Annotated in this window: 16 protein-coding genes and 1 tRNA gene; 7 read left to right on the top strand and 10 right to left on the bottom strand. The window is 58.4% G+C overall.

What is annotated here, in order from left to right:
* Positions 1-218: 218 nt before the first annotated feature.
* Positions 219-575 (bottom strand): hypothetical protein, encoded by a 357-nt coding sequence (locus AC0L27_RS31835; protein ID WP_473321641.1) that lies wholly within the window; start codon positions 573-575, stop codon positions 219-221.
* Positions 576-1,655: 1,080 nt separating this feature from the next.
* Here AC0L27_RS31835 and AC0L27_RS31830 point away from each other — a divergent pair.
* The 5 genes from AC0L27_RS31830 (at position 1,656) to AC0L27_RS31810 (ending at position 5,774) form a co-directional block, all read left to right on the top strand.
* Positions 1,656-2,606, top strand: coding sequence for a hypothetical protein (locus AC0L27_RS31830; RefSeq protein WP_473321639.1), 951 nt, complete (start codon positions 1,656-1,658; stop codon positions 2,604-2,606).
* 6 nt (positions 2,607-2,612) lie between these two features.
* The gene (locus AC0L27_RS31825) at positions 2,613-3,224 is read left to right on the top strand and encodes a hypothetical protein (RefSeq protein ID WP_473321636.1); all 612 of its coding nucleotides are present in this window, start codon (positions 2,613-2,615) and stop codon (positions 3,222-3,224) included.
* Between the two features lie 664 nt (positions 3,225-3,888).
* Positions 3,889-3,964, top strand: a tRNA-Ile gene (locus AC0L27_RS31820).
* 607 nt (positions 3,965-4,571) lie between these two features.
* Positions 4,572-5,213: a hypothetical protein gene (locus AC0L27_RS31815; RefSeq protein ID WP_473321634.1), complete on the top strand. Its 642-nt coding sequence runs from the start codon at positions 4,572-4,574 to the stop codon at positions 5,211-5,213.
* A gap of 273 nt (positions 5,214-5,486) precedes the next feature.
* Positions 5,487-5,774, top strand: coding sequence for an HU family DNA-binding protein (locus AC0L27_RS31810; protein ID WP_473321630.1), 288 nt, complete (start codon positions 5,487-5,489; stop codon positions 5,772-5,774).
* 676 nt (positions 5,775-6,450) lie between these two features.
* Here AC0L27_RS31810 and AC0L27_RS31805 read toward each other — a convergent pair.
* From AC0L27_RS31805 to AC0L27_RS31785, 5 genes are read right to left on the bottom strand one after another with little or no spacing between them, the layout of a single operon-like run.
* On the bottom strand, positions 6,451-8,484 hold the full coding sequence (locus AC0L27_RS31805; protein ID WP_473321629.1) for a GAP1-N1 domain-containing protein: 2,034 nt from the start codon (positions 8,482-8,484) through the stop codon (positions 6,451-6,453).
* On the bottom strand, positions 8,469-9,356 hold the full coding sequence (locus AC0L27_RS31800; protein ID WP_473321628.1) for a TRAFAC clade GTPase domain-containing protein: 888 nt from the start codon (positions 9,354-9,356) through the stop codon (positions 8,469-8,471). The genes AC0L27_RS31805 and AC0L27_RS31800 overlap by 16 nt, the downstream gene beginning before the upstream one ends.
* A complete protein-coding gene (locus tag AC0L27_RS31795; RefSeq protein ID WP_473321626.1) occupies positions 9,353-10,312 on the bottom strand; it encodes a TRAFAC clade GTPase domain-containing protein in 960 nt (319 codons plus the stop codon). Before AC0L27_RS31795 ends, AC0L27_RS31800 begins: the two co-directional genes overlap by 4 nt.
* Positions 10,313-10,367: 55 nt before the next feature.
* Complete coding sequence (locus tag AC0L27_RS31790) at positions 10,368-11,462, bottom strand: GTPase-associated system all-helical protein GASH (protein ID WP_473321622.1); 1,095 nt, start codon at positions 11,460-11,462, stop codon at positions 10,368-10,370.
* Positions 11,463-12,758 (bottom strand): metallophosphoesterase, encoded by a 1,296-nt coding sequence (locus tag AC0L27_RS31785; protein WP_473321620.1) that lies wholly within the window; start codon positions 12,756-12,758, stop codon positions 11,463-11,465.
* 1,367 nt (positions 12,759-14,125) lie between these two features.
* On the opposite strand from AC0L27_RS31785, the gene AC0L27_RS31780 reads away from it, so the two are divergent.
* Positions 14,126-14,422 (top strand): hypothetical protein, encoded by a 297-nt coding sequence (locus AC0L27_RS31780; protein ID WP_473321619.1) that lies wholly within the window; start codon positions 14,126-14,128, stop codon positions 14,420-14,422.
* A gap of 40 nt (positions 14,423-14,462) precedes the next feature.
* Positions 14,463-15,290, top strand: a complete 828-nt coding sequence (locus tag AC0L27_RS31775) for a hypothetical protein (protein WP_473321618.1) — start codon at positions 14,463-14,465, stop codon at positions 15,288-15,290.
* A gap of 69 nt (positions 15,291-15,359) precedes the next feature.
* Here the strand turns inward: AC0L27_RS31775 and AC0L27_RS31770 are convergent, their stop codons facing one another.
* From AC0L27_RS31770 to AC0L27_RS31755, 4 genes are all read right to left on the bottom strand, one after another.
* Positions 15,360-16,403, bottom strand: coding sequence for an FAD-dependent oxidoreductase (locus AC0L27_RS31770; protein WP_473321615.1), 1,044 nt, complete (start codon positions 16,401-16,403; stop codon positions 15,360-15,362).
* A gap of 66 nt (positions 16,404-16,469) precedes the next feature.
* Complete coding sequence (locus AC0L27_RS31765; protein WP_473321613.1) at positions 16,470-17,345, bottom strand: ABC transporter permease; 876 nt, start codon at positions 17,343-17,345, stop codon at positions 16,470-16,472.
* On the bottom strand, positions 17,338-18,204 hold the full coding sequence (locus AC0L27_RS31760) for an ABC transporter ATP-binding protein (protein WP_473321610.1): 867 nt from the start codon (positions 18,202-18,204) through the stop codon (positions 17,338-17,340). The genes AC0L27_RS31765 and AC0L27_RS31760 overlap by 8 nt, the downstream gene beginning before the upstream one ends.
* Positions 18,201-19,094 (bottom strand): ABC transporter substrate-binding protein, encoded by an 894-nt coding sequence (locus tag AC0L27_RS31755; protein WP_473321608.1) that lies wholly within the window; start codon positions 19,092-19,094, stop codon positions 18,201-18,203. Before AC0L27_RS31755 ends, AC0L27_RS31760 begins: the two co-directional genes overlap by 4 nt.
* Positions 19,095-19,902 lie beyond the last annotated feature (808 nt).

The raw sequence follows: 19,902 nt of genomic DNA, 5'->3' as shown, positions 1-19,902 counted from the left end.
TTCTTAAAAAGCAGTGCAGTTTTCAGGCCTCAGGGGAGCGAAAACCCTGAGGGAATAGTCGACCCGAGCTTGCAAATTATCGGTTCGGGGTGATCCAACTCTAGGGCTCGGTTATCTCGAACGCCGAAATATCCCGCCCGTTTGAGCATGTATCACTTGAGAAGAGGCCCTCGAGCGGATCTGGCGGGGCCAGGAAGATTCAGCGAGCTTGAACTCTCCTAGGGCTTCGTCATCGGCCTGATCCGACGCAGCAGCGACTCGGCATGTTCCTCGCGCTCGCGCATGAAGCGCTCTTGATGGGCTTTGAAGCTCTCGATCCGCTTCCTGATCTCATCGCGCTCGCTGCCGCCATAGTTGGGAAAACTGAGCTCATGCGGCACAACGTCTTTTTTCAGCTCAGGCCTCGGCCTCTCGATCTCCACCTTCAGCGATTTGGTGAACGCCATCGTTTCAGCGACCAGCGCGTCGAGTTCCCTCTTCCAATCGTGCATTAACGCCCCCCGTGCGGCACCGCCGGGCTGGCGGGCCAATTCCGTAAAACCAACCAGCGACTGTGGCGCCGAGGCCGATCGCATCTAGATCGGCCCAATTCTATCCGATCATCCCTGAAAAAGGCCGCCGACGATCTCGCCGGCGGCCTTCCGGGTTGAAAATGCCATCGTGAATAAATGTAGTCCAGCCCCGGTGGCAGCGAGGATAGACTCGTAACGCGCCGTTTTCTAGTTCTACAGATTAGGTTGCTTAACGCAGCTCTTGCCGGATTTATTCAAGTCGGCCACGCATCGAGTGTCCTATCGCGGCCATGCCTGCAGTTGCAGGCGCAGTCACGCACCCGGAAAGATTTAAGTCGGCGTCTGTTACTCAAAGTTTGTTGTTGCTGACAACGTTCGAGAGGACAATTTGCCGGGCCGATCCTGTTCAACCGTCACGCGCTTACTTCCGTCACTTATTGAGAATGCCGCGACGTGGCCCGAAGTACGTGACTTCCAGCAAGACCCGCCCTACAGGTCGGCCGCTGTTGCTTGCCAGCCTAGTGCCTCTCACCAATGAGAGTGGGGTCGCCAAGATTCACGTTCAAATCAAGCTCGATCGTGGTGTCGTGCACCGGCGCCGCACCAAATCACTTAGCTCCGCCGACACGCTGCTCCCAGATCTGGGAAGATCGGTTCTCGGATCGGAGCAACGGGCTGAAATCTCTCTGACGCACACGTCCGCTGCTCCAAAGATCCCAGGTTTGCACAATCAATGCGGTGGAATTCATCGAAAAAGATCGCCCGAACGCCGAATTCGAGCGCCATCGCAACTTTGCACGTCGTGTGCTGCCGGCCACGAGTGGGTGTTACCCAAATCCGCTGGGTGTCGCACCGCTGTTTTCGCTTTTCTACCATCGAGTCGAAGTCGACGGTTCTGTGATTCCCGGTTTTGACATCAACTCGTGGCTGGCCCGGATAACAAGCCGATTTTCACGTAACCACGCATCAACTGCTGGTGCTGCACGGGCGCGAAACGCGCTCTGCACTTCCCAACAACCTTGCAGGACAATATGGAAAGATTTCTCCGGCCCGCCCGGACCGATCAACTGGTGGTAGATTGACCAATTCTGTTGATTATATCGTTTGGTGTGCGATGTTCCCGGAAAGCAAACCGGGGGCACAATGCTACGAGGCAATCAGCGATTCATCCTGTTTTTTGATCTTGCCATGACACCTCATCCATCAGATGCGCCGGCACTATCGTTGGCTGAGTTCATTCCTTACCTGAAGAAGAGGCAGGCGAGCGATCTTTGCTTCCAGGTGATTGATAACGAACGGCGCGTCATCAGGCTTTCGGCTCTGAAGGAGATCAAGCTCTCGAATGGCGCTGCGGCGATCGCGCTATTGTTTTGCCTTGGGGATCGGGACAAGGCCGATCCAGGCTTCACGAATTTCAAGACCGGAAAGGTCAGGATCCCAAAGCGCGCCGATGACGAGGCCGGCGGCCTTTCCGTCCATGCGGTGATCTCGCTGAAGCCTACCCAAAAAGGCGGTCATCTGTACCGCATGGTCTACGAGGATGTCTCGGGCTTTGGCCGTTCCTTGATTCAAGGATTTTTGCGAGCAGAGTTCAAAACGATCTCTGATGATCAGGGGCTCACGTTCAAGCGGGAGGGCTCAAAAGAGCCCTTGAAGACACGTCCGATGGTCGACTTGACCGGACACGCCTCTGACCGCCTGAAGGACTCGATCAAGGAAGGTCGGCTGCTCCACGTCGAGTTGATCAACTACCGCGAAAAGAACCTGGGTTTCGACGAATCCCAGTTCATTCGATCCGTGCGGCGTGACCTTAGCCTCTCGATCGCGAAGGCATTGCCGAAAGGTGAAGCGCTGAACCTTATTGAAAAACTGAAGGAATATGCGCGCAAAAACGACTATGAAGCGATGCGCGTCCGATGGAAAGAGCCGCAAGCAAGCAAAGCTCACAGTGCCAAAGTGGACACCGCCAGGGTCGATGCTGGAGAGGCCTTGTTTGTCAAGTCTGCTGAGGTCACACTGCGGCAGGCTCTGCCGGACATCTCCGACACGATGAGCGATGAACTGATCTCGAAGATCAAAAACTTCGTTGGATAGACAGCCATGTGGCGGATCCTCGTTCCTCTGCAGTATCTGAGGATAGCTCACCCCGAGAAGTGGAAGTTCGACTACGGCCTGCCGATAGTTCTGGGGGCGTTCTTTTCTCTGCCTGCCTTCTCATCCGAATTCGTGAAGGACGCTGTTGGGTCGCTGGACATCATCGGGAAGCTGAGCAACTTCCTCGGCGTACTGACCGGGTTTTTCATCGCTGCGCTGGCCGCAGTAGCGACTTTCGGCAAGCAGGAGATGGATGACCCCATGCCTGGCGAACCGCCTGTTCGGCTCGAGCACACGGTCAACACGGAGAGCTATTTTGAGAACTTGAGCCGTCGCCGCTTTTTGTCGTTCTTGTTTGGCTACATGGCGTTCCTGACGCTGGTGCTCTACGTGGTTGGTTACGTCTATCTCCTCACCGACAAATATTGGTTGTCTGAAGCGGCCGCGACTTGGCGCCCAACCATCTTCCGGGTTTTCTGGTGCGTGTACGTATTGGCCTTGGCGAACCTGCTATCGAACACGCTTCTCGGTCTTTTCTACCTGACGGATCGGATTCATCGACCGAACCGGGTCGCTCGATGGGGGGCATCGGACGGCCCCCCAAAAGCTGAGCCTTGAAGCGGGATGGTCGCAAAACCGGTGAGCTTAAGACCGCTCATTTGTTCGCCCTCAGCCGATGTTTCCAGGCGAGCGGAGCCATGCTCACGTGCCGATCGCGCCAAGCCTACCGGCGCCGTTACTTCACCTTCTGCAGCTCTAGGGCCGGCCCGCCTTTCGCACAGCGATCACGCCGTTGTTTAGCGATCTGCGGGTCATTCCAGCGCGCATGGTGTCGCGGTGCTACAGCCTCATTGACACAGCTGCGAGAGCTGCCGGCGTAAAATGCGAGAACCATCGCAGCCTGTCCGACCCGGAACATCCCTCCCGGTACTCGAGGCTCGTGCTCGCATGATTTTCAGCTCTCGACCCGCGCCAACACTTGGCCTGGACGACCAGCTTCTCCGCTATCTCGCTGCCAATGTCCCGACGCGAGATCGCCGACGATACTGGTTTGGACAATTGAAACCGTGTCGCATGCACCATCCCGATTCCATCATGAGCTGTGGTCGATTTCGTCGGCAGCACGCAACGCCTGAACATGATCCTCGACGGGCGGCGCCTCGCGAGCTTCCACCTGCGCTAAACGTGATCTGCGAGCCGCCCAGTTCGCCTGAAGCGATATGGGATTGCCGAAATGCTGGTCGACCTGTAAACGATCCTGCGCAGACACCTTTCGGGGGTGGGGCCCGTAGCTCAATGGTTAGAGCCGGCCGCTCATAACGGTCTGGTTGCAGGTTCGAGTCCCGCCGGGCCCACCATTCCTCGAAAAATCAAAGCCTTGGTTCCGGGATGCCCGCAGGTGGGACATTTCGGTGAGGCATTTCGTCGTGTTTGTTCCGTCCTATCTGGCTGTGTCACGTCACGGCATCTACTATTTTCGATGGCCATTGCGCATTGCGGCTTCGCTCAAGCACAGGTCGTCGAGCGTAAAGGTTTCGCTACTAACCCCCGATCCGAAGGAAGCATTGCGCTTGTCACGGGCATCAAGCTATTCCGCTCAACAACTCGTTCATTACGGCACCGAGCGCGGAATGACATTTGAAGAGATACGAAGGCTGCTGACTACACACTTCAGTCAGATGTTAGCACAGCGCAAGCTACAGATACCCCCCGCAGCGCCCCGACAACTGTCCCGCATCAGCCAGCCACCAGACCTTCTTTACTATTCATGGAAACAGCACAACCGCGCGATCCGAGGGGCGAATCAGTTATAGTTCGCATATCTCATTCTAAGGGGAAGACAGGAATGTCGGATCACGTGAGGCATATTGGCGTTTCGCCGCCACCGCGCCCAAGCAGTCCCAATCCGGGCACTCACGTTCCTATTCGCCCCGCGCCGGCCCCATCATCGCCGCCACCGAAGAAGTGAGCGAATGGACGGACTTATCGCTTGAAGCTACGACGGCGGGCAACGACGCGTTGCCCGATACCGAAGGTTACGTTTTTGGTCCAAAGTTTGATGCGCTTCGCTGCGCAATATATCACGTGGCGCGAAGAAATTTCTTCGACCTTTCCAATAGGCTTCTAAATTTCCTCGTTATCGTGCTTGGTGCAGGGGTTGCGGGAAAGGCAGCGAAACTGATTCATTTCGAAGAAGGCTGGCTGGAGTTTGGAGTACTTATATTTGCCACGGCTCAACTCACGTTCGACTTCGGGTACCGCGCGCGAACACACGAGTTTCTACAGAAAAAATACAACGATATGCTGGCCGAAATCGAACTTGATCCCAAGCCAAGCGAGAAGCGCTACAATGCAAAGCTCTTCACCATTGCAGGTGACGAGCCGATGCCGCTCCGGGCCTTAGATGCCCTTGCTTACAATGCAGCCTTGGATGCGACCACAAGCGACCCGGACATGAAGCGTCGCAACCGAGTGTGGATTCCTCCTCATCAGCGCGTACTTAGACACTTCATCGCGTTTCATGCCTATGAGTACAAGTTGGAATCTGAGCACGTTTCCATTTGGAAAAAGCTGCTCGGAAGGCGCAACCTCGAGAGCGCTGTATGACCCGTAGAGGCCCAACACAGGTCGACGAGCCGAAATCTCATGCCAGCGTTCGTCCTCCGCCAAAACGATTTAAAACAGCCAAGAAGACCAAGAAGGTCGCCAAAAAGAAGAAGTAATGGCTCACAGCATTGAAGGTCCCAATGCGCATAGCCTTTCTTTCTCAAGGGCTGAGAGATGGTGAAACGTAGTTATCGGATCAGACCGCCGCCTCGTCCCACGCGGCCCAAGCCTAGCACGCTGCCACTGCTCCCAGCAGGACCGCAGGCTAGGGTATTGAGCAAATCACAGCTGATCGAAAAGATTGCTGTCAGTACCGAACTTTCCAAGAGAGACGTTAAGAGCGTCATGGAGACGCTGACCGACGTCGGCCATAGGGAACTGAAACGGAGCGGCGTGTTCCTCGTCCCCGGCTTCGCGAAATTCGTGGTGGTCAAGAAACCCTCCACCAAGGCGCGCAAGGGCACCAACCCCTTTACGGGCGAAGAGATGATGTTCAAAGCCAAGCCGGTCCGGAAGATCGTCCGCGTGCGACCGCTGAAGGCCACTAAGGATGCGCTGTAAACAGATCCCCACGATCTGACGTTTTCGTGCAAAGAACCCGTCGAGCGGGAAGCTCGGCGGTTTTTTAACCACCAACCATAGCTCATGCTCGGGTACGGCTTTCCGATTCCTCGCGACTTCGTCGATGATCGTTCAAAAGGCGATTAGTCCAACAAGCCGAAACTTCTTCGGAGATGCCTTCTTATGCGAGGCCTTCCAAGATCCTGGAAACGCCCATTTTGACTGCATTTTTGCGGTCGCTGGCGCATGCGGCTTAGGGGGCATACTTTGCCTGGTAACCACCCTTCGGACCTCGCCAATATCTATTTTGGATCAAATGATTTCAGGAGTTTAGCGGCGCCATAGGGGACGAACTATGCCCGGTGCCGCACCCAACGAGATTGTGGTCGGCTCGAGGCGACCGTTGCACCCCGTCCACTATACGCGGACACTTTCACGACGGCGTTTTGCTAGCATTATGCTAGTAAAACACAGCGCGATCAAATTTTCGTTTATCTTTTCAAAGGCTTACGTGGCACCCCAGGTGTGGAAAGGTAACCCAAGTTGGCAACCCTGTGCGCCCTTCGAAATTGATGCGGACCGTTTGGCCTGCACGTCCGGCTCGGCGCATCCTATGTTGCTTTGTGCAGCAGTCGCGATCCCTTCGTATGCGGAAAATGCTTTCGCTTGCGTTGGCCTAGAATAGCAAACGGTCGATCTCGGCGATCCGGCGCTGCTCCACGTCTGAGGTGGAGAATTGGAGCCTGTCGCGAACGCGTTCCAAGTACTTCGATCCGCGCCAACTCTTCGCCATCGAGGCAGCCAATTCGCGCCAGATTTTCGGATCGTCCACGAGGTGGGCGAACTCCCGCGGATCTAGTTCTCGGTCGACGAATCTGTCGATCACAGCTTGCCGAACTCGCCAGCACCGATCCCATTCGTTCCACGGGGCGACCCACGGCAGTTCTTGATAAAGCAAGCTCCACCCGGCAGAAGGCAACCGCCCCTCCGCCAAAGCTCGATATACCGCCTCGAAGGAAACCTTGATAAGCGCCGCTTGAGCGCAAGACTGCCAGCCGAGAGCACGCGCCAACAGGAACGCCTTCAGATAGTCTTCATCCTCGCGGTTGAGCGATCCCCTCGCCCGCGTGAATGCCTCCAGCCACGGGTCTATCCCGCCTGCACTTCTAATCGCATCCGGATAAGTGACCCGCGCGACAAGCAGGAGGAGCGGCCTGAAACTCACCCTCCCAGTCGACAAAGCATGATTCAAGTCGTCGCGACGACTGCCGAGCGCGCGCAGCCACGCTTCGAGCTTGGACTGTTCGACATCATCCGCGATCCGCTCGATGGCCTCGATCACGGGACCCGCCCCGAATTTCCGGATGCAGTCGTGGGCGCGATCGACGCCGCCGGCGATCATGCCGGCTACGATGGCCGCGGCACCGTCTGCCGACGATGAAATCGACAGAGCCTGTTCTACATTCAACCCCGGAATCGACCAGAACTTCGGATTGACGAGTAGGTCTTGTCGCCGGTCGGCGATCACTAGTGCGACCGACGGCTCACGATTGATCCCGGCCAAGAGCGCTTCGTCGTCCATGGACGCAAGCTTCGCTTCGGCCGCCTGTGTCAAATGATCTTCTGTCGCAAGGGCGCTCGCAAACATAGAGGGCTGCCTTCGCCAGAGTTCTTCGCTCGTCTTTTGCGCGATCAGGACGTTCGTGCCATCCGAGCGAGCCTCGTTCAATACGAGCTCGAAGCTCGCATCGTCGATGCTTTCGATATCCTGAGCCAGCCTCTCGACGATGGACTTTCGTGCCGTCACCGCCTGGGATGAACCAATTTCGTCCAATGCCGCGACCGCGTCGGAGATGCCAGTCAAGAACGGCTGTCCCTGCACGAAGTTAAAAATTCGACTTAAGGGACGCATCGCGGCCCGCGCGCCCGCGATCTCACCACCGCTTCCGCGCAAAAACCGACGCAGGCCTCGAGCATCCGGATTCATGAGGTCTTCGACCACAAGAGCGAAGTCGGGATCGACAACTTCCTGTGACGGAACGACCGCATCCGGAATCCTCATACGTGGTATCCGGCTTGCACTCGACACCAGCTGCACGTCGAACATGTCCGACGGCGTGGATCGATCGCTCGTCGTAAACGTGCAGAAGCGGAAACTTCTGCGCAGTCGGGGCCACTGTTGCATCCATAGCCCGACGACCAGATCTTCGTCGAAGCCCGCATCAAGGCCGGCGACGATCTTCTGCATCGGATGACCGTACACGGCATCGATCAAGCCGGCCGCCGCAGCCGTCTTCGAAATGGCATGAACCGACGAGGAAGAGCCCGGGAGCAGCAGGTCGCGCCCATAGGATTCGCGCTCTTGCGTTCCGGGCCGGCGGAACGAAGACAATATCGACGAAGCGGAACGCAACGCCGCCAGATCGGAGAAATCGATCAAAATCGAATGCGTCCACACGCAACCGGGACGCGGCATTTCGGGCGCCGGCCAGGTTCTCGCGACTACGTACTTAGCTGACTCGATCAACGAATATCCGGTCAGATATCCTTCGGCCGGTAGCGTCCCGCCGCCGGCGGCATCGCTGAAAACCAGCATGGTTCTGACGTCCCGAGCCGGAAGCGATGCGGAACCGGCGAGTAGCCGATGCCCCTCGCCGTAGCCGTGCAACGTCTGCTGACACTTGAAAGCGGACGCTAGTTCATCAGCCATTCGAGCGGCTCCGTCAGATCGTGCGTTTCGGACCCGTCGCGAAGGAGTCTTATCCGCTTCGACGCCAGATCGATATCGCGCAAACGCTCCGCATCCTTGCGGCGTTTCGCCTGCGGATTGCCTTCATCGTTCTGATCGTACTCGCCGCCTTGCGCACTAAGACCATAGGTTCTGAAGGTCCAGACGTCACGGCCACTCTTGAGATACTGATCGAACATCGGAAGTTTCGCAGCCAGGAAATCGTCTGGCGATTTACCCTCCCCCTCGGCCTTGTCCCAGACTCCGATCATCACGGCAATCCGACGCGGCCCGCGATCGAGCGGCGCTCGCCTGAAATGCTGCAGCAGGTCGACCAATTGGATCTGAGTTGGCGCATGCTCGGGCAACCACTCTTCGGGTTCTGCCTTTGCAGCCCCGTCTCCTTCGACGTTCGCCTTCAACGCCTCACGCTCGGTGATCCAGGCGGGAGCACGTATCCTATCGCCGTTTACCAGCAGCATGATGTTGCTAGAATCAAGGTTCGGCACGAGACCCTCATCGAGTTTTCGCTCTTCCCACATCCGGCGATACTCCTCACCCGGGACATCGGGAAACGTTATGCGGACCTCCCTCCCTTCATTGTCGCGTAGGTTCATGCTTACCGACTTCACTCCGGCGATCTGGGTACGCCCCTGTTCCTTCGCGCTACGCCACAACCGGACGATCTTGTTCAGATAGGCGTAGTCCTGATTGCTCATGGAACCGTAACGTAGTTTCGTCGCCATCTCCCCGCTTTGAATGAGGTGCCAAAGGGCAGCGAGAAACGTCGTCTTGCCCGAAGCCGGCAAACCGACGATCGACACCCCCAAGCCGAATTCCGCGGCGGCCATCATTCCTCCCTCAGCGCGAGTTTCGAGAAAACACGGTCGTCGGAAACCGCAATCGGCGTAAAGGGCTCCGGTTTTGGCGCCTGTAGCCAAAATTTCAGTAGCTCGCCCAGACCATCGCCTCGCTTGACCTCCATGTTCTTAGGCGAGGCGGTCGTCACGAAGTGGCAGATTTCTCCAAAGTCGCTCTCGAACCGCGTCTTAAGCAGCGCGACCAAACGGTCGAAGTCGGAAGCTGCAACGGCCGCCTTGCCGGAAGCCAATACCTCGTCGTTCTTCGTCAGAACGACCGCCATCTGCGGACGACGGACGAACGTTTCTGCTTCTCGAAGCGACTGCACGATCGGCGGGATCGCACCCAACACGTCGTGCCTAGTATCCGGATCGCACAGCCGGCTGCCGTCGACGAGAACCGTCACTGTGTCCGCACGGCGCAACTCGAACAACGGCTGAGCGTTGGAGATATCGTCCGCCACTTCTTCGTATTCTTCTCCCGATCGATCTGCGAGCAGCAACGACGCAAGTCCGTCGTCTCCGGGCATCTTCACGTCGAGGTGGTAGAACGCCACCTCTCCTCGCTTAGTCCGCTGCGAGTGCGCGATACCACGCTTCGAAGCTACCCGAGAGTCGTGACAGATTTCCTCGAAACCGTGCAGTGTCGACGAGCCCGCAAAAGAAATGCCGTGAACCTCTCCTTCCTGAAACGCGTCGTATATGCCGGCCAAAAGACTAGTCTTCCCGCAATCGTGCATCCCGATGATCGCGACGACTCTGGAAGGCATTAGGCGCAACACAGAGCCGGCCCTGACGGAATTCAGCGTCGTTCCCGCCTCGAGATCGACGCCCGACTTGGCAGGCTCCGCCGCTTGAGCATCTCCTCCCGCTTCTTCCGAGGGTTCCTTGCCGTAAAATTGGCATTCCTTGAGCTGGAAGCCTTCGACGCACTTGCCGTCGACTGCCACGCGGCAGTCCGGATTCGAACAGGTCACCTCCACCGGGGCCATCGACCGACACGCCTCACTCGTACTTCAGGAACAACCGCTCGCGGTAGAACAACTCGCCGAGCAGCAGGGGCGAAACCGCTTCATTTTCGCTCAGTCCAGTCACCGCTGCCCAGCCTTTCGCCCAAGATTCCGGATCTCCGGTCTCGACACGCTTGTCCAGCGCGAAGTGAATTGGCGTTGTGATCGGCGATGCCGATACCGTTTCGATAGTCTCGGTCGCCCATGTGTCGGAGACTGCGTTGGTGGCCGTTACGACAGCCAATTTCCCACGGGATTTGAGGCCGGCCCGCGACAACAGAGCCGGAAGCGCCAATGGGCCGGGGCTGGATGCCGTTCTGCCAATGAGTTCTCGGGCGAAGATGAGCGGCTGCATCGCTTGGTCGACCTTGTCGAACGGCACATTCAGATCCAAGCTGCGTTCGCCGAGCAGCCACCAAAGCATCTGCAATTCCTCGTCGGCGACGCGCATGTACGCGCCCATCTTGTCGATCGACGAATTGACCTTCGCGACGGACGTTTGGAGCGCGGCTTCTACCGCATCCCGAAGGCCGCTCAGCGTCGGCTCGAGGGTCTGAGGCGCATTCGGTTGCACCTGCGACAAATCGGGCTTCCAATCGATCTCGGGGGCAGCGACCTGGAGACCTGCAAGATCGGGCCGCTGGCGGCGGGTCGATCCTAACTTCTTGATCGCCTGTTCGGCGATGCCGACCAGATCCATAGGCAACTGCGTCGCGCGAGCGCCGCCGAACGCGGTCGTAGTGACCGCGAGAGCCGCGATCGAATAGGATCCGAACAATTGCACGAGCGCACAGGCCGCAAGGATTTGGTTTTCCCTGCCCGCCGCCGGATCGTAATCTCCCGTTGCCGCGAAGGCCTCATGGAATTGCTTGAGCTTGCCGGCCAATACCGGATTCTTGTGTCCTGCGGCACCGGCCTTGGTGTCGAACGCCAATCTCGTTAAGACCTCGACCGTCGCGCGATTCCGCGTGGCCACGACTTGATCGACGCCCGCCCATCTGGCCTGCGCCAGTTCCTCGTCGAAGGACACTTCGCCATACCAACGAGCGAAATCCGGATGCATCGGAACGACCTTGCGTTCAGCCATCATCTACCCCTCTCTCTCCGCAACCAATTGGGCCAGCCTCTCCAACAGGTCGCGTTCCTTTGCTCTAATAAGCGCTTTCCCGTATCGCTCGGGCTCCGGCAACGCGATTTCTTCCTCGCTGATCAGCCCAAGCTCCAACGCGATCCGCCGTCTATCGCTCGACGCCAAATCCCAAAAGCGACTAACTATGTTGCGAGTGACTTCGCTTCCCATGGCAGCCTCTGCGTCGGTGGCGCTGGAAATCATCGCTACCGGCGACACTACCGCAAGTCCGGCGGTAACGGCAGGATCATCGAATACCGGAATCGTATCCTCCGGAAATTCAATGGTGTGCCGGAATACGTCTTCGTCTCCCGAGGTTTTGATGGGGCGGAAGCCCTCCGGATTCGACTGATAGGTGAACTGGTGTGTCTCGACCGACAAACATCGGTCCTTGCCTGCTCCCAGCACGTTGATCTTGACCAGGTTGTAGCCCGGTTCGTATTGGTTCTCGCTCCGCGACGGATTGACCGCGCCTGCGGCCCATCGCACGAAGTTCGTTTCTTGCAGCAGGCGTTGCCTGTGCTTGTGACCGAATATCTGGAAAGTCGCCCGTCGATTCAAGGCGTCTTCCACCTCATCCCCGTCTATCAGCCAATCGAACGGATGATGGCACATCACCAGGTTCACCACATTTGGAACGGGATCCAAGGCGGTCTGCAGCGGACTGACATAGAGCGAAGGCCTTTGATCGTCCTTGCCGTCACGACCCGACAATATCGTCGACGTGAGGCCGTGGATCCGGAGTTTGACGGTCGGCGACAGATCCAAGTCCTGCTTCCAGTAAATGCGACCTGGCCAAACCTGACAGTGCATCGGTGCGGCGAATTCGTTGTAAGCTCTATGTCCATGAAAGAGCGCCTCGCCAGTCGAAGCGTCGCTCAGTTGCGCCGAAAACACGCTCTCCCGCCACTGCTTCTCGTGCGCGATCGCGCGCTGCGCGTTACGGGTGTTCATCGCCTTCGAGATCGCGTCGCGGTCGACGTCGTGATTCCCAGGAATGACTAGGATCCGCTCGACCTGGCAACCGGTGTCCTTGGCGAGCTTCAGCAGCCAGGCTTTCGCGACACCATACTCCGACGGATCACCCTTGAAGGCCACGTCGCCGCCGACCAGAATTGCGTCCACCTTGCCCAACCTCGCGATCTGGGTCGCAAGGTGCCGTTCGAGACGGGTGCGCACGCCGCGATCGGGATCCATGTCCGGGTTCAAGCATTGCGGGGCCTTAAAATGGATATCGGATATGTGAAGCAGCAGCATCTATTGGTTCCCGGCAACTCGGCCGATGGTCGGAGCGAGAAGAAATTTAACGATCTATATGCCGAACAGGCAACCGTCCTGTGTCTAACTCTTTGTTGGGCTTGACAGATTTTGGAATTCGACTCGAGGCCGAGTGAGAGATAGCTCAAAATACTATATTCCACCAATACAAGGCATAGGCAACTTGGCGAGACTTCAGGTTGTCGCAGTCGCAAAGCGTTTTATGAACGCTTACCCGTGGGTGTAAATAGCGCAGAACTTTGACCCATCGGCTTTGCCGTCCACCCCAACACGAGAGCTCTACAAACGCCCAATTAAAAAGTGTGGCCAGTCAAAAATCCAATCAGCATCAATATATCTACTGTCCTTTTGCCACCCCAATCTTCGTACCTAGCCAGGAGAGCAGTGTAGTTATAGATAAAGCAGAGCGCTAACCAACCAACTATTATGCCTGCAGCGAACCACACAACACTCTTCAGGCTGTTCATGTGCGCGGTGTCCGTCTTGATCGGCAGTGCGCCGAGGGCCCGTACCCGAAACGGTCGGGGCCTTGAGTGATGACCGCTTTGGTCCAGACACATGATTTGATGAAGACCATGAAGATAGCGATTAACCACGCGGCTGCGGCGATTTCTTCGGAATGGGCTTCCGCAGGGACAGTGGGGAACAAGCTGAATCTCACAAACAACCAATCGAACCTAACTGCGTGCCCCGTCAGCTTCCGCACCAGAAAAAAAACACGCGACTGAGCAGTCCCGTTGCAATCAGACTGTTGAAGGCAGCGCTGAGGCGAGCTCCGAAGGTCTCCGAAAGCGGATATGTCCTGTGCAAGGGCTTCGGCGCGGGCATTCCGAGCGGCGAGAGGAGGAGAATGAGACCAACCGCAGCAAACATCGATGTTGTTTGAGGCGAAAACGACCCTGCCCCATAAACCGGTAGCATGACAATGATCGGACGGACGAAAGACCACCATGCCTTGGCTGGATGGACCGACAGCCCCACACGGTCGGCCAAGTATTGCTCATTGAAACTCTCGCGCGGTGTAAAGAGCGCGCGCCAGAGCCGATAATGCGTAAGTCGTTCACCGCCCACCAGGCGAAAATCGAAGTATCGGAAGTACGCGTAAAGAAGAATAAACTCAAAAAAAATCCATGCGCAGATCTGCCGGTTGACTGGAACTGGGACGAAGCGGATGCAGTGCTAGGTGCGCACTGGCGTTCTAGATGCAAGCACGCTTTCATTGTGTTGTAATTTGGTGACAACTAAAGATTTTAACTCACCAACTTCGGCAGTGACTTGCGACCCCACCCGCTCCGTGGCCTGATCGTATCTATTGCATGCAGGGAAATGATACTCAGGAGACGAATATGCCCCCACACCCTCCGCCATGCCTACCTGATGAACGACTGTGGGGAAGCCTGTGCTACCCCAAGATCGATGCGCTGCGCATTATGAAGTCCGGCGAAAATTTTGATTTCGTGCTCGGCGACGTACCAAGCGAACTGCTACCCGAGCTCGCGAAGTCTGCCGGTGACCAGGGCCACTTTGTCGTCAAGAAGGCGGATCCCGGTTTCGAAGTGACAATCAAGGCCTTGCCGCGTGGAGAGGCAACCGAACTCCTAAAGCAGATCAGGCCTGATTCCGGCGTTCAGCTACCCGAGTAAGGCACCAAACATGTCTCGTCACTCCTCGAGGGTCACCGCGATGGCGCTCGTCCTAACGCTGCCGCTCGCCGGCTGCGGCTTCACACCGCCCAAGCTTACCGAAGGTTGGGAGGCTCAGGACATCGGCACGGACATGGTGTTCAACATCAAGCGCAATATCTTCTGCGAGACCATCAGGGCGATACGCGAAGTTAATAAGATCCACACCAACTTTGGACCGGCGATACCGCCCGACTATGGCGTCCAGTTGCAGATGACGCTGACGATCGCCGAAAGCTCGGCCGTCACCCCTAGCCTCACCTACAACCGCACGCTGACGGATGGAATGGAATCCGGCAATTCGATCGGCCGCAGCTGGGGCGTCGGCGTTTCAGGAGAGCTATCGTCGACGGCGACGCGCACAGATACGACCTATTCCTATTGGGGTGTCGCCAATATCGCTGGCCCAGGCAAAAACAAGAAAATGTGCGATATGGAGGACTGGCCGATCAATCAGAATGTCAGCTCTTTGTTCGTGAAGTCCGACCTGGGGATCGAGCGCTTTTTGCGCGATCACGTGATGGCGGCAGATCTACTTTTTTCATCGAAGCCGACGGGAGACAAGAAGCCCGAAAAGGTCGACGTCTATAGCTACGATCTTAAGTTCGTTGTGGTATCGAGCGGTGGCGTAAGTCCGCAATTCAAGCTTATCCCGCTCTCGGGCGGCGGGACGCCAATACTCAACGTGAACCGAACGCGGACGCACGAGCTGCTTCTGACTTTCGGGCCAACGGGCCCCAACGGGTTTACACCATCGGATATCTCGTTCAGCCAGCACCTTACGAACCAGCTCAATTCCTCGCTGGGCCGGAGAAGGCTCGTTCCGTAGCAGCGATAAGGAGGCGCGGTTAGGCGCCCCCTCTTCTGCTAGTCGGCGGCTTTTGCCCTCGCATCATCGTTAGGAGTGCCCTGATACAAAAAGGATGGTTCTGATGCTGCCGCCTTTAGCGGTGCCCTCGAGCATAAGCGTGACCGCAAAGCGATTGCTAACCGGGTCGACGCCGGTGCGATCGAATGGCAGGAAGAAGTTCGGCTGCGACGCACGCATCTGGTACTGCACGTCATCGTCAGCCTTGTCGAACCGCGCATAGACCGCGCCCTCGAGCAGCGCTCGGGCAATAGCCGAGCGCCCCCCCTTCGACGCCGCGCCGGGGACAACGCTGCCGTCTTCATAGGTAAAGGTCGCCCAACCGTAGAACAGGGTTTTCGTTACCGAGCCGAAGGCCGGCGAGATTGCATATGGATTGGAGAATTCCATGCTGCTGAATTCAGCGCCAGCCTCCGCCGCCATAAGGTAGCCATCACCGGTCAGGATATTCGATCCCAGGGTCTTGCTCAGGAACGCGCAGCCGCCTGTCGCAATCACGACCGCCTTGGCCCGCACCGTCCAGCGATCATGCTTCTGCCGGCGCAGGCCGCTGGCACCAGCAACGGCGCCATTGTCGTCCACGAGCAGTTCGAGCGCAGGACTATGATCTAGAATGGTGACGCCAGCCTGCTTGGTCCTCTTGCGCATCAGGCGCATGTATTCTGGGCCCTGCAGCGAGGTGCGCTGCGACTTGCCCTCGTCATTGGTGGGATAACGATAGCCCCAATCGGCGAGCCGGCTGCTCTGCAGGTAGGTTTGCTCGAGGACGCGCGCCATCCAACGTCGGTCCTGGAGCTGCCCGCCCAGCTTCTCGCGCTTGGCCATCGCCGCCTCGCGAAGCGCAGGAGCCGGGTCGACGTACCACACGCCCGTGCCGGCGGCAGCGGTAGCCCCGGACGTGCCACAAAAACCCTTGTCTGCCAGCACAACGCGCGCCCCGCGTTCCGCCGCACTCACCGCAGCCCAAGTGCCCGCAGGTCCGCCGCCGAGGACCAGCACGTCGGCGTTGAACTCAACCGATCCCGGCGGGGCGGACACGCACTCGGCGCGATGGGTTGGCTTGTCATCGTGCACTCCTCTGAGCGGAACAATCTCAATCGCGCGCTGCGTCGGCTAATCATCACATGTGGAGCTGACGGATTACGCCGTCACTGGCGCCTTCCAGCGCATGAAGCGCCGCTCCAGCGCTTCGAGAACGGCATTGGACGCCAACCCGATGACGGTGATCCCGAGGATGCCGAAATACATCTGCGGGATCAGGAAGCTATATTGGCTGTTGATGATGAGATAGCCGAGGCCGGCCTTCGCGCCGACCATTTCGGACGCCACCAGCACCAGCATGGCCGACGCGCTGGCGAGGCGTATCCCGACAAAGATGGTGGGAAGCGCTGCCGGCAGGATCACCTTGCGGAACAGCTGCTGCGGGGTTGCCCCCATGGTCCGCGCCGACTTGATCAGCAACGGATCGACCTGCTTCACCGCGGCAACGGTGTTGAGCAGCAGCGGCCACGCGCAGCTATAGACCACCATCGTGATCTTCGACGTTTCGCCGATGCCGAGCAGCAGGATGAAGACCGGCAGCAGCGCGAGCGGCGCGGTATTGCGGCAGATCTCGATGAACTGGTTGACGAGATTACCGAGCCGGGCATACCAACCGACGGCCACGCCGAGCGGGACGATCAACGTGACCGAAATCAGAAAGCCACTCAAGGCGCGCAACAGGCTGGCGGAGACGTCATCGTAGAGCTCACCGGTTTGCGCAAGCTGCCAGCCCGCAGCGATAACCTCCGAGAACGGTGGCAGGAACACGGCATCGATCAGCCCGATTCTCGGAGCCGCCTCCCAGACCGCCAGCAGGGCAATCAGCAGCAACGAGCGGTGCCCGAAGGCAGCCAGCCCGCGGGCCGCGGCGCGGATCCGGTCCGCCACTGGCGATGCTGGTCTTTCCACGCTGGTGAGCGGCTCTCGGCGCCCGTGCGCAACCTCCAGCAATGTCAACATTTCGAGACTAGACATGGGCAACCTCTTCCACTTTGCGGGCGGCACGCTGCGTGCCAATGGCGCCGGCCAACTGTCCCTGCTGTGCCTTCAAAACTTCCTCGCGCAACAGACTCCAAACGTCGTGACGCACGCGGCCGAACTCGGATAGCGAGCGTACGTCGCCATCTTCGCTGCGCAGCACATCTGGAACGTCGAACACCTGCTTGATCCGGCCCGGGCGCGACGTCATCACGGCCACCCGCTGGCCGAGCACGATCGCCTCGTCGATGCCATGGGTGATGAAGACGATGGTTTTTCCGGTGGCACGCCAGATCCGGAGCAACTCTCCTTGCAGCGTCTCGCGGGTCTGAGCATCGAGCGGGGCGAACGGCTCGTCCATCAGCAGCACCTCCGGATCGTAGGCGAGGCTTCGCGCGATCGCCACGCGCTGCTTCATGCCACCGGAGAGCTCGTGCGGGTAGCGGTCGGCAAAGCCGGACAGGCCGACCAGGTCAAGGAAATGCCGGGCGATGTCGCGCCGCTGCTTGGGCTTGAGCCCGGCGATATCGAGACCGAATTCCACATTTTCCGCAGCGGTGCGCCAAGGAAACAGCGCATACTGCTGGAACACGATGCCGCGGTCGCGACCCGGTCCGGCAATCGGCCGCCCATCGAGCAGGATCCGGCCGCTACTGGGCAGCGTGAGACCGCCCAGCAGATCGAGCAAGGTCGACTTTCCGCAGCCGCTCGGGCCGACAAGCGCCAGGAATTCGCCGGAGCGAACATCGAGCGTGATGTCCTCAAGCGCGGCAAAGTGCTTTCTTTGCTCGGCCCCCTCGCCACGCAGGAAAAACTCCTTGCGGACTTGCTCGATACGGATTTTGACCGAGGTCATCGGGCCTCCGCCGTCTTGCCGGGACGAAAGAAGTTGAACGCGTTGGTATAGGTATCAGATGCCTTGACCTGACCCGGTTTGAACAGACCGTCCTTCTCCAGCCAGTCGATCCAGACCTGGATTTCGGCATCCGAGATCACGCCGCCCTTGGAGGCAACGCCCGTGCTCTTCCAGTACTTGATGGAGGAGGCATCCTCATTGCGCTTGCGCTCGGCGATGATCTTGTCGAACCGGGCCCTCACCTGTTCCGGCGGTGTGGTCTGGGCCCATGCGATCGCCTGCGAAATCCCCTCCACCAGCTTGCGCGAGGCATTGGGATTGTCCTTGATGAATTTGTCTCGCAGCACGTAGGCACCGCCGGTGAACTGGCCGAACAGATCGGTGTCATTGAAAAGCGAGCGGATGCCCCCACGCTCGAGGGCCTTGTCGCGCAAGACGCCGCTGAGCGCACTCACCTCGACCTGGCCTTGGCGCAACGCCTGCTCGCCGCTCACCGGTGGGATCGCCACCAGCGTGACCTGCTTGGCCTCGCTCGCGCTGAGGCCGGACCTAGCCATGTACTCGCGCAATACGAACTCCAGATGTGCGCCCAGCGTGTTGACCGCCACCTTCTTGCCGATCAGGTCGCGCGCGGACTTGATCGGACTGTCGTCCTTCACGAAGTAGCCATAATAGGTATTGGCATCGGAGCCGTAATAGCCGACCACCGCCTTGATCGGGGCTTTCGCCGCGATCAGCTTGAGGATCGCGCCATAGAACGCGCCGCCGATGTCGATGTCACCGGTGACCACGGTCTGAATATCCTGCGGCCCGCTGATGGTATTGCCGACCCATTTCAGCTTCAGCGGCGCGAGATAGCCGAGGTCCTCGGCCAGCTCGGGAAAGGTCACCTGTCCCGCCCAACCCTGGTAACGGATCTTGCGTATGGACGCGCAATCTACGCTGCTTCGGTGTCACCGGGAGCGCTCCCTCTCGGGTCATCGCCATTGTGTGAACTCTTCATCTGCTGCACCTAACGGAGGTCCAAGCACGCATTGATGCGCCGCTGGCGGCGGTGATGACCACCAGTGCTGTCAAAATTCATCCAAAAGGCGCGCGGTAGTCCAGACGTTTGGAAGCCCGTGGGCCGGATGCTGGCGCGCCTTCACGCCGACCTTCGCCTTTTTTTGCACGCGGGGGCAAGTGAGCTAGGGGACGGACGGCGGGTTACGAGCTTGCCAACAGCGCATGCGGCCTCTCCGATTTTTACGCTACAGCGCGCAGGAACGGTCCGGTTGCAGGTCGTTCGGCTTCCGAATCGACAGTTTCAATCACCGTGTTTCGATCGGAATATTGCGCTCCCCAGCCAACATTTAGGATAGCGATCGGTCCCGGATTCACAGGTCAAGCTCTCGGCAAAGAATGGCATCCTTTTCGTACGCCACAGCTATCCGGCAGCAATACCTTTGCGCTTGATTCCTTTCTTGCTGGAACAACCCACGGTCTTATTGCATCAGACCGATCGTGGTTCGGAGGAGGAGGCATGCCAGAGAAGGAGGAAGAGATACGGACCAAGCTATTTGGGCCCGTAGATTCCAGAAAGCCGCCGCGGACCACGACGCGCTCTCGCAAGAACCGTGGCATGCCGCCGCCCGCGACCTTCGATTTCGATACATTGCCGAACAGCTCTAATTTGACGGCACTGGAGGCGGCTGCGGT

Source organism: Bradyrhizobium sp. Ken51 (genome assembly GCF_055807435.1).
This window is presented reverse-complemented; position numbering and strand designations above follow the sequence as displayed.

Coding starts and splice junctions, on each gene's coding strand:
- AC0L27_RS31775 (WP_473321618.1), top strand. CDS start 14,463: ATGGCGCTCGTCCTAACGCTGCCGCTCGCCGGCTGCGGCTTCACACCG.
- AC0L27_RS31785 (WP_473321620.1), bottom strand. CDS start 12,758: ATGCTGCTGCTTCACATATCCGATATCCATTTTAAGGCCCCGCAATGC.
- AC0L27_RS31830 (WP_473321639.1), top strand. CDS start 1,656: ATGCTACGAGGCAATCAGCGATTCATCCTGTTTTTTGATCTTGCCATG.
- AC0L27_RS31800 (WP_473321628.1), bottom strand. CDS start 9,356: ATGATGGCCGCCGCGGAATTCGGCTTGGGGGTGTCGATCGTCGGTTTG.
- AC0L27_RS31790 (WP_473321622.1), bottom strand. CDS start 11,462: ATGATGGCTGAACGCAAGGTCGTTCCGATGCATCCGGATTTCGCTCGT.
- AC0L27_RS31825 (WP_473321636.1), top strand. CDS start 2,613: ATGTGGCGGATCCTCGTTCCTCTGCAGTATCTGAGGATAGCTCACCCC.
- AC0L27_RS31805 (WP_473321629.1), bottom strand. CDS start 8,484: ATGGCTGATGAACTAGCGTCCGCTTTCAAGTGTCAGCAGACGTTGCAC.
- AC0L27_RS31765 (WP_473321613.1), bottom strand. CDS start 17,345: ATGTCTAGTCTCGAAATGTTGACATTGCTGGAGGTTGCGCACGGGCGC.
- AC0L27_RS31760 (WP_473321610.1), bottom strand. CDS start 18,204: ATGACCTCGGTCAAAATCCGTATCGAGCAAGTCCGCAAGGAGTTTTTC.
- AC0L27_RS31835 (WP_473321641.1), bottom strand. CDS start 575: ATGCGATCGGCCTCGGCGCCACAGTCGCTGGTTGGTTTTACGGAATTG.
- AC0L27_RS31780 (WP_473321619.1), top strand. CDS start 14,126: ATGCCCCCACACCCTCCGCCATGCCTACCTGATGAACGACTGTGGGGA.